Origin of the sequence: Cryobacterium psychrotolerans, assembly GCF_900101115.1 — a bacterium.
Taxonomy (GTDB): domain Bacteria; phylum Actinomycetota; class Actinomycetes; order Actinomycetales; family Microbacteriaceae; genus Cryobacterium; species Cryobacterium psychrotolerans.
The window spans coordinates 1-8,142 of record NZ_FNFU01000035.1; the positions used below are offsets into that span (position 1 = coordinate 1).

General features: G+C 64.5%; 9 protein-coding genes and 1 pseudogene. 6 read left to right on the forward strand and 4 right to left on the reverse strand.

Translation table 11 applies throughout. The features are described from left to right. Positions 1 to 285: transposase (locus BLQ39_RS15175; protein ID WP_143006495.1), on the reverse strand; the 285-nt coding region annotated here is incomplete at its 3' end. A gap of 294 nt (positions 286 to 579) precedes the next feature. On the opposite strand from BLQ39_RS15175, the gene BLQ39_RS15180 reads away from it, so the two are divergent. Beyond that, positions 580 to 1,149 carry a TetR/AcrR family transcriptional regulator gene (locus tag BLQ39_RS15180; protein ID WP_092325301.1) on the forward strand — a complete coding sequence of 190 codons (570 nt, stop codon included), beginning with the start codon at positions 580 to 582 and terminating at the stop codon, positions 1,147 to 1,149. A gap of 84 nt (positions 1,150 to 1,233) precedes the next feature. Further along, the gene (locus BLQ39_RS15185; RefSeq protein WP_092325303.1) at positions 1,234 to 1,725 is read left to right on the forward strand and encodes an FBP domain-containing protein; all 492 of its coding nucleotides are present in this window, start codon (positions 1,234 to 1,236) and stop codon (positions 1,723 to 1,725) included. 177 nt (positions 1,726 to 1,902) lie between these two features. On the opposite strand, the gene BLQ39_RS15190 is transcribed toward BLQ39_RS15185, so the two are convergent. Further along, positions 1,903 to 3,312 (reverse strand): aminotransferase-like domain-containing protein, encoded by a 1,410-nt coding sequence (locus tag BLQ39_RS15190; protein WP_092325305.1) that lies wholly within the window; start codon positions 3,310 to 3,312, stop codon positions 1,903 to 1,905. On the opposite strand from BLQ39_RS15190, the gene BLQ39_RS15195 reads away from it, so the two are divergent. The 3 genes from BLQ39_RS15195 (at position 3,311) to BLQ39_RS15205 (ending at position 5,857) form a co-directional block, all read left to right on the forward strand. Beyond that, positions 3,311 to 4,306: a DMT family transporter gene (locus BLQ39_RS15195; protein WP_092325307.1), complete on the forward strand. Its 996-nt coding sequence runs from the start codon at positions 3,311 to 3,313 to the stop codon at positions 4,304 to 4,306. The two genes, BLQ39_RS15190 and BLQ39_RS15195, sit on opposite strands and share 2 nt — an antisense overlap. A gap of 193 nt (positions 4,307 to 4,499) precedes the next feature. Beyond that, on the forward strand, positions 4,500 to 5,009 hold the full coding sequence (locus BLQ39_RS15200) for a flavodoxin family protein (RefSeq protein ID WP_092325309.1): 510 nt from the start codon (positions 4,500 to 4,502) through the stop codon (positions 5,007 to 5,009). Between the two features lie 53 nt (positions 5,010 to 5,062). After that, on the forward strand, positions 5,063 to 5,857 hold the full coding sequence (locus tag BLQ39_RS15205; protein WP_092325311.1) for a hypothetical protein: 795 nt from the start codon (positions 5,063 to 5,065) through the stop codon (positions 5,855 to 5,857). 443 nt (positions 5,858 to 6,300) lie between these two features. Here the strand turns inward: BLQ39_RS15205 and BLQ39_RS15210 are convergent, their stop codons facing one another. Together BLQ39_RS15210 and BLQ39_RS15215 are read right to left on the reverse strand one after the other, a co-directional pair. Continuing rightward, a complete protein-coding gene (locus BLQ39_RS15210; RefSeq protein WP_092325313.1) occupies positions 6,301 to 6,888 on the reverse strand; it encodes a GNAT family N-acetyltransferase in 588 nt (195 codons plus the stop codon). A 49-nt stretch (positions 6,889 to 6,937) separates the two neighbouring features. Beyond that, entirely contained in the window at positions 6,938 to 7,651 is a 714-nt protein-coding gene (locus BLQ39_RS15215) for a 4a-hydroxytetrahydrobiopterin dehydratase (RefSeq protein ID WP_092325315.1), read from the reverse strand. A 267-nt stretch (positions 7,652 to 7,918) separates the two neighbouring features. On the opposite strand from BLQ39_RS15215, the pseudogene BLQ39_RS15220 reads away from it, so the two are divergent. After that, positions 7,919 to 8,142, forward strand: a pseudogene (locus BLQ39_RS15220) (transcription initiation protein); the annotation flags it as partial.

Consider the following 8,142-nt stretch of genomic DNA (forward strand, 5'->3'; position numbering starts at 1 on the left):
CCAGTCGATCATCCCGACCGCGTCGGCCTCGGCCAGCAACCGGGAGTGGATCTTGTCCCAGGTCCCGTCGCAGCTAAACCGGCGATGCCGTTTCCAGACCGTCTGCCACGGACCGAAATTCTCCGGCAGATCCCGCCACGGAATTCCCGCCCGGAACCGGTAAATGATGCCCTCCAGGATCGAGCGATGATCCCGGAACGGTCGCCCCGCACTGCCATCCGAGCTCGGCATCAACGATTCGATCCGAGCCCACTGGTGATCGGTCAGCAAAGCAGTACGAGACATCCCTCCACCCTCCCAAACGAATCACGATTCGATTAGGAGACACGCCCTAGGTGCGTCCGTGTCTCAGAGCTCTGATGCCAGTGCCCGAAGCGGAACCCTCTACGGGCTGTGACGCCGGGGTGCGCGCGAGCTCCGAGCTTGCATTGCGTGTGTGTTGGCGCCCATCTCGGTAGCAATGGCTATGCATCGAGCGACTGGGATCGACAAGGATGACTCCTCAATAACATCAAGGAAATACCTGGAAGTATTAGGCAAATACATTGCTATCGTAGGAAATGGGGAAAGGTGGCCGCAATGGCACGAATAGGACTGACGACGCAACGCGTGACCTTCGCAGCGGCTGACCTGGCTGACGAGATCGGTTTCGAGGGCGTGACCGTCTCGGCTGTTGCGCGCATCTTCGGCGTCAGGGACGCGAGCCTCTACTCACACATCAAGAATGTGCGGGACCTCCGGACGAGGGTGGCCGTGCTTTCATTGGCCGAACTCGCCGACCGAGTCGCTGCCGCATTGGCTGGCCGTGCAGGCAAGGATGCGCTGGTCGCCTTCGCCAACGCCTACAGGGCTTACTCGAAGGAACATCCCGGGCGATATGCAGCAACACGGCTGGAGCTTGACCCTGAGGTGGCTGCCGCCAGTGCGGCGGGTAGGCACGCGTCGATGACCAGGGCTATCCTCCGGGGCTACGCACTCGAGGAGCCGGACCAGACCGACGCTGTGCGGCTGCTGCACAGCGTGTTCCACGGATACGTAAGTCTGGAATGTTCCGGTGGCTTTCAAAACACGCAACGCGCAGCGGATGCATCGTGGTCCAGGGCTCTGGACGCCCTCGATGTTGTCCTGAACAACTGGCCGCCGGCCTGACGACACCGTTTAGCTCCCTACCCCGGACCGCACCACTCTCAATCCACGGATCAGCGACACAGACAGAGAAGGCATCCGCACCTCATGCTCCAGCTCACCGCCACAGACATTCGGTCATCATTCATCAATGCTTCACTCAGGGAACGAAAGGCGCTCACCCTTCCCCGGGACCTCGAAAACCTGCCATGGGACAACCTCGACTACCTCGGCTGGCGGGACCCCAAGATCCCGGGAATCGGATATGTCATCGTTGAACTCGAGGAGGGCCTGGTCGGGATCCTGCTTCGTCAAGCCGACGGGAAGACAAAAACGCGGCCCCAATGCTCGTGGTGCGAAGACGTGCATCTCCCGAACGACGTGGTGTTCTTCAGCATCAAGCGGGCCGGCCAGGCAGGGCGCAACGGAGACACGGTCGGCACTCTCGTATGCGCCGGCTTCGAATGCTCTGCAAACGTGCGCAAGCTCCCCCCGGTCGCCTACATCGGCTTTGACGTGGAGGCAGCGCGACAGCGACGCCTCGAAGCGCTGGGAACACACGTCCGCAACTTCGCACGTAGTGTCCGCGACGGAAAATAGGGCCGCCCGCAAGCTGGCCTCCGCTGAGCACAGATTCCGCCGCTAGGACTTCGAGCCGTAGAGGGGCTGACGTGCCAGCCGGGAACCCTCCACGGGACGCCGAAGGCAGCATGCCCACGCGGGGCCCCATTCCGCGTGGTGCGACCGAGCAACGATGCTCGTTGGGCTTGGGCGAGGTCAGTGGTTTGAGGTCACTGCCTGGCCGATGATGCGGGCTCCGTCGGCGAACGCGCCGGGGTTGGGACCGGAGTAATTCAGTCTGATGAAGGGGCCGGTGGGTTCGGCGGGGAACCAGCTGGTGCCTGCGGCGATCATGACTCCGGCGGCTTCGCAGTCTGCGACCAGGCGGTCGAGGTTGGTTGCGTCGGGGAGTCGGGCCCAGAGATTGAGGCCGCCGGCGGGGACGGTGGCGATGTGTGCGTCGGGTGCGTGTTCTCGCAGACTCGTGAGGAGGAGGTCGCGCCGCGCCCGCAGCTGGGGGCGGAGGTTGCGGAGGTGGGTCTGCCAGCCGGGTTGGGTGACGACGTCGAGGGCTGCGGCTTGGAGGACCCCGCTGACGTACATCGATTCGGCCCCGCGGTCGGCGAGGATGCGTTCGCGGGCGGGCCCTCGGGCGATGACGGCCGCGATACGGACGGAGGGCGAGACGCTCTTGGTGAGCGATCGCACGTAGACGACGTGCCCGGCGTCATCGCGAGCGGCGACAGGGCGCGGATCGGTGTCGATGCCGAAGTCATGCGCCCAGTCGTCCTCAACGAGGAATGCGCCATGCGCGCGCACAACGTCGAGGATCTGCGTCGTGGCGGCATCCGACCACTGTGCGCCGGTGGGGTTGGCGTACGTGGGTTGTGCGTAGAAGACGCGGGAGCCGGTTTCCTGGAATGCGCGAGCGAGTGCGTCGGGATCGGGCCCATCGGGCCCCGACGGGATCGGGATCACTTCGACGCCGGCTTGGGCTGCAGCCTGGATCGCACCCCAGTAGGTGGGCGATTCCATCAGCAGCGGGCGCCCGGCGGTGACAAGGGCGCGAAATATGGTGGCCAGGCCGCTCTGGCTTCCGGGGAGCACGATGACATCGCTGGGCAAGGGTGGAGTGACGCCGACCGGTGTCGCGGCGCCGAGCTCGTGGGCGAACCAGGACTGCAACTCAGGAAGTCCCGCCACCGATGAACGGATCAGCGCTGCATCGCTGCGGGCCGCGCGGGCCAGCGCGGACCGGATCAACCGCTCCGGCAACAGCTCCCGGTCAGGGTAGCCGGCGTGCAGGGCGATCGCGCCCTGCGGTGCTGCACGAAGTGCGGGACTCAGCGCGGAGAGGCGGCTATGCGGAGAACGCATCGCCGCCGTCTGCCAGCTGTAGTCGAGCGGGCGCGCTGTGCGCACCGCGCGAACAAACGTTCCCGCGCCAGGTCTGGTTTCGATCAGGCCTTGCGCCACGAGGGTGCGGAGAGCTTTCTGAACCGTCACCGGACTCGCCCCGTACTTCGCGACGAGCGCGCGGCTGGTTGGCAGCCGCGCGCCGGGCACGCTGCCCGCGATCCACGCGCGCAGAGCGGCCACGATCCGAAAACTGCTATCGTTGTCCATGTCAGATCATAGTAGCGCTATCAAGAAGACGCACGCACCGCTATCACCATCGCGGCCCGGCTTGGCTTGGGGACTGCTCGGCGTTGCCGCGTTCTCCTTCACGGTTCCCCTCACCCGAGTCGCCGTCGAGGGCATGTCTCCGCTCTTCATCGGATCCGGACGCGCCGTCATCGCCGCCGTGCTCGCCGCGACCGCCTTGGCCATCACCCGACAGCATCTTCCGCGAGGCATCCAGTGGTCTCGCCTGGTCGTGGTCGCGGGCGGCGTCGTCGTCGGTTTCCCCCTCCTGACATCATTCGCTCTCACCACTGCCTCGGCCAGTCACGGTGCCGTCGTGATCGCCCTGCTCCCAGCAGCAACAGCCGTCATGGCCGTCATTCGAGGCAAAGAACGACCCCCGCTGCCCTTCTGGATCATGGCCGCCATCGGCGCGCTAGTGGCCGTGGCTTTCGCGTCCGTGCAAGGCGGCGGAATCGTGCGATTGCGTTGGTCAGACCTGCTCCTTTTTGGTGCCGTTGCGGCCGCCGCCATCGGATACGCCGAAGGAGGCCTGCTCGCGAGAGAGATCGGTTCCTGGCAAACCGTGTCCTGGGCACTGATACTGGCCTCGCCCCTGATGATCACCCTGACCACGATCGCCATCCTCGATCAGCCCCCGACCGGCACGCCGACCCAATGGGCGGCCTTCGCCTACCTCGGAGTGGTGAGCATGTTCCTGGGCTTCTTCGCCTGGTACCGCGGACTGGCAATTGGGCCCATGACCCAAGTCAGCCAGGTGCAACTCACCCAACCCGTCCTGAGCATCCTCTGGGCCGCAGTGATCCTCCGCGAACAGCTGACGTGGCAAACGATCATCGGCGGCATCGCCGTCATCCTTTGCGCGGGCATCGCCGTACGAATACGCCTCAACCGCACCCCACCCCCGTGCTCCATCCAGCACCCCACAAACGAACCAGCATGGGTAGAGGTACCACCGAGCACCGCTCGACCGTAGGGGGACCTTGGCGGGCGCGGAATCCCCGCCAGACCTTCGAGCCGCCGCAGAGCGGTGGGGGTCTTACCCAGGAACCTCTAACGGGAGCTTTCCTTCCCCTTCCGTCTTTAGCACGGTACTAAGTTCCGTTGTTCCATACGGGCATAGTCTGTGCCTGACTCACTTTGCGGGTCATTCATCTGAAGGAGCAACGATGCGTGCACTGGTGGTATATGAGTCCCTGTGGGGCAATACCGAGAAGGTTGCGCGCGCCGTCGCTGCCGGATTGGCTGGCATTGCCACGGTCGACGTACTGAACTCGGATGCCGCGCCCGTCAAGGTCGACGGCTACGATCTCGTCGTAGTCGGCGGCCCTACGCACGCTTTCTCTATGACACGGGCCACGACGCGAGCCGAGGCCGTCAAGTCCCACTCCGCCCCGCACGAACCGGCCAGAGGCATTCGGGAGTGGCTGAACGAGCTCGACAGACCCGTCACAGCAATCCCCGCCATCGCATTCGACACACGCGTTGACAAGCCGCGCTTGCCGGGCTCCGCGGCTAAATCGGCGAAACACGAACTGCGTTCGCTGGGGTTCGAAACGTCCGTGAAGCAGGAAACCTTCCGCGTCCATGGGTATGAAGGCCCCCTTCTCGATGGTGAGCTTGAACGCGCGAGAGCTTGGGCGGATGAGGTAATCGCAACCCTCGGACTCAACTCGTGACCGAACAACGGGGATCCGCCGCAGGGTCCTCGAGTAGATTACGTCCGGTCTGGATGTGGCTCACCGTTGCGGCCGCCGTGCTGGCTCTGGTGGGAAGCATCGTGGGATTGGTCAACCCGATGGCGGCCTACGGTCGCGAGACGGAACTCCTGTTCAATGCCGCGATCGCTCAGGATCTGGTGAACGGCCTGTTGGTCGCCCCTCTCCTCGTTGTCCTCGCGGTGCTCGCCCGCCGGGGTTCCCTTAAATCCTGGTTGATGTTGATCGGGTTCCTGAGTTTCACCGTGTACAACTACGCAATTTACACATTCTCGATCCAGTTCGGTGCGCTTTTCCTTGTGTGGGTAACGGTCCTAGGACTTTCGATCTTCTCTTTGATTGGCAGCATCGCTACCGTCCTGCCCGTGGCGGCATCTGCTGGCAGATCGGCGACCCGGCTGACCGGGTGGGTTCTCATGGGGACAAGCTCCCTGTTCGCTCTTCTCTGGTCAAGTGAGATCATTCCCAATCTCCGGGCGGGCGCCCCGTCCACGAGCGCTGCGCAATGGAACGTCCCCACTAACCCGGTCCACGTGCTGGACCTCGCGTTCTTCCTCCCCGCCGTATTCACATCCGGAGCACTCCTCATCCGCAATCACCAGCTCGGGCATGCAACGGCTATCGGATCCCTCGCGTTTCTTGGCCTGACGACCCTGCCCATCCTCGTCACCCCGGTTGTTTCCTACTTCCAGGACGACCCCGCCGGATGGTGGATCATGGCGCCGATCGGGCTCCTCGCCATTGTGCTTTGGGGAGCCCTCTTCCGGCAGCTACATGCAGTCCGGCGGCAGAGAGTTCAGCGCGCGTGACGCGCTTGTCGCTTCCGACGTCCTGTCCGGACCGGGCACGGAAATCGATATGGGCCCGCGCGTTTGGCCTTAGCACAGAACTGGCAGGTGGTGGTGTCGTGATCGCCGTGCTTCCAACATGCCGATATTGAGCCCATACAGCAGCTCCGGTTGCGGCCACTAGTGCCCCTCAGCCGGACCCTCACGGACACAGATTCAGCCGCCAGGCCATCCGGTCTCGGGAGTGCCGCTCGGGTCTCACGTGGGAACCCTCAACGGGCCGGGCAGCCCCGGTGGGATTGGTCGAGTTGTCGGGGAAGGTTCTCGAGTTCGTTCAGAAGAGTCCCGGAATCGACGCTGTCTTCGAACTCTCTGAGTATCGATGTTGCGGGATCCCAAGGCGGGCGACCGAAGGCGCCGCGAGGCGGACCTGACGCCGCCGGGCGGCCCGCGCGAACCCGGCGTCAGCCGCGGGCCGGCGGGACCGTCTTGCGCATCACGGTCTTGCTCTTGCCGATGTGACGCTCGAACGTGAATCCCGCCTTCTCGAACATGGCCCTCGTGCCGTTGTGGAGGAACGAGGACGACGTCCTCTTGCCTGGCGGGAGTTCGTTGGGGAACGAGACCACCTCGCCCCCGCCGTCCCGCGCGATCAGCTCGAGCGCGCCATCCAGCGCCTCCCGTGCCACTCCCGAACGTCGGTGGTCTCGGTCGACGAAGAAGCATGTGATGCGCCACGGTGCCGGCTTGGTCTCGCCCGCGTCGTACTCCTTGCGGTGGTAGATGCGCGGCAGTTCGACCGGGCTGCCGTACTCGCACCACCCGATCGCGTCGTCGCCGTCGAAGACGAGCGCGGCGTGTGCGACGCCCTCCGCCACGAGTCTCTGCTTGAACGTCGGCCCGTCGTACTCGCTCTTGACGGTGTGCTCCGTGTCTTCGTGGAAATACGAGCAGTAGCACCCGCCCCAGACCCCGTTGTGCTTCTGCGCGAGCGCCAGCCACGCCGGGAAGGTCTCGGGAGTGAGCGGTTTGATCACGTGCGGAGTCGTCACGCCTACCTCCGGGGTTGTCTCGGGAACGAGTTCAAGAAGGTCAGGAAGGTCAGGAAGCAGGCTTCGTTGCAGGGGACTCGGCGACGCATAGGACTCCCGTGTTGCCGTCCTGGTCGGCGATCACGGTGAGCGACGGCGCGCCGCTGTCATCAACGACGGTCCCACCCGCGGCGACTGCAGCGGCGATTCGTTGCTCGGCCACTTCGGGCGCCACATAGACCTCGACGTGGAACCGCTGGCTCGGGGTCTCGTGTTCGTCGGTGTCCCCGAACCACAGGTTCGGTATGCGCCCCGTGCCGTCCCGGATCTCGTCGCTGGGCGACCCGTGGCCCTGGGCCTCGGCGTTGCCGGTCAGCAAGGCGGCCCACACCGGGGCGATGGTCGCGGAGTGCCCCGTGTCGAGGCCGAGCTCGAGGACGCTGACCGAGGCCGGGTCGGCGTCGACCTTGTGGTCGGCGGCGATCTCGGTGATCCGTCGCGCAAGGTCGACGTCCTGCTGGGTTACCCATTCGACGACGTGTTCGGTGCCCTCGTCGTCGCGGTAGATGGCGTCGGCGCTGACCAGCTTGAGGTCCACGTACCCATTGCCGATCGACACGCTCGGGTGGTGTCCGAGCGCATCGCCCGCCTCGCCTACCGCGGAAACGAACCGTGCGCCGGTGCCGAAGTCGTCGACCAAGTAGCGGGCATGCAGTCCCTGGGCCAACTTGCGCCAGTCGGTCAGCTTGGCCTCGGCGATCTCCTCGCCCTTCAGCATGTTCATGTTCCGGGACCCAATCTGTGATTCAGCCGCAGCGCTCGAGCTCGTCATCTGTAATTGCCTCCCGTACGTGTGCCAACCAGTAAATCCGATACCGAACGCGTCTTCAAGGAAGTTCAGCACCTGATTATCGAGCGAAGCGGTCTCCACTAACGCGAACGCGGAAACCAGGTAATCGCCCGCAAGCCGGACGTCGAACGGGACGAATACCTGAAGCCGCGCTGGGTCCTAATCGTTGCTGTCCGGTCCGTCCAGGGGCACCATCGAGACATGACCAAATACCTCATCTCCTTCCCGAGCGAAGCTATGGTCCTCACCGAGGAAGAGTTCCCGATCGTCGTCGCTGAATCCCACGCTGTGATCGAGGAGGCGAGGGCTGCCGGCGTCTACGTATTCGGCGGCGGGATCGAGGAGAAAGTCGACCCCGTGCTGGTCTCCTCCGACGGGTCAATGGGCACTGAAATCTATTCGGGCAGCAAACTTACGGGCGGGTT